Annotated in this window: 1 protein-coding gene; it reads left to right on the top strand. The window is 44.8% G+C overall.

Going from position 1 to position 1151, the window contains the following annotated elements:
* The first annotated feature begins 168 nt into the window (after nucleotides 1-168).
* A complete protein-coding gene (gene argB, locus GNE10_RS34660) occupies nucleotides 169-1065 on the top strand; it encodes an acetylglutamate kinase (protein WP_185570524.1) in 897 nt (298 codons plus the stop codon).
* Nucleotides 1066-1151 lie beyond the last annotated feature (86 nt).

Below are 1151 nucleotides of genomic sequence, written 5' to 3'. Positions count from 1 at the left end.
GTGTGGGGGGAAAGAGAATTTATGCTTCCCCCTCCTTCCTCCCACACCTCCCACACCTCCCACACTTCCTAGAAAGCCCAATGCCCAATGCCCCATAACTTATTGTTACAGGTTCCAAAGTCTTCTACACTGACTGAAATAGGTTTTAATTTTCAATGGCGGCTCCTCATAATGGTTAATGATAGTGAGTACATCAGGCAAGCTGAAGCCACTCGCGTGCAAGTGCTAAGCGAAGCACTACCTTACATTCAACAGTTCACCGGCCGGACTGTTGTTGTTAAATATGGTGGCGCAGCAATGAAAGATAGCACCCTCAAAGATCAAGTCATCCGTGACATTGTATTTTTATCTTGTGTTGGCTTGCGGCCAATTCTAGTCCACGGTGGCGGGCCAGAAATTAATAGTTGGTTAGATAAATTAGGAATTGAACCGCAATTTAAGAATGGTCTACGTGTTACCGATTCCCCCACAATGGATGTGGTGGAAATGGTTTTAGTCGGTCGGGTTAATAAAGAAATTGTGGCGTTGATTAACCAAGCTGGAGGTTTAGCTGTAGGACTTTGCGGCAAAGATGGTAATTTGATTACAGCTCGTCCCCAAGGTCAAGAAGGCATCGGTTTTGTAGGGGAAGTCAGTAATGTAGATATCAAAATTTTAGAAACCCTCGTTAATAATGGCTATATTCCGGTAGTATCCAGCGTCGCCGCAGATGAAACAGGACAAGCTTACAACATTAATGCTGATACTGTGGCTGGAGAAATTGCCGCAGCATTAGGAGCAGAAAAGCTAATTTTATTAACTGACACTAGAGGTATTTTAAAAGATTATAAAGATCCATCTACCTTAATTCCTAAAGTAGATATTCGCGAAGCTCGCGAATTAATTAGTGCTGGTATAGTTAGCGGTGGTATGATTCCTAAAGTCAATTGTTGCGTGCGATCGCTTGCTCAAGGAGTACGTGCAGCACACATTATCGATGGACGCATTCCCCACGCCCTACTTTTAGAAATCTTCACTGACGTTGGTATCGGGACAATGATTCTCGGTTCGCAGTTTACATCGTAAAAGGGCATGGGGCAAGCAGGAGGTGTGGGAGGTGTGGGAGGTGTGGGAGGATGTGGAAGAAATCTTTCCCCCCTCTCTCCCCACAC

Source organism: Nostoc sp. 2RC, from assembly GCF_014222165.1.
Lineage (GTDB): Bacteria > Cyanobacteriota > Cyanobacteriia > Cyanobacteriales > Nostocaceae > Nostoc > Nostoc linckia.
Note: the sequence above shows the minus strand (reverse complement) of the source record. Positions and strands in the feature narration are given on the sequence as shown.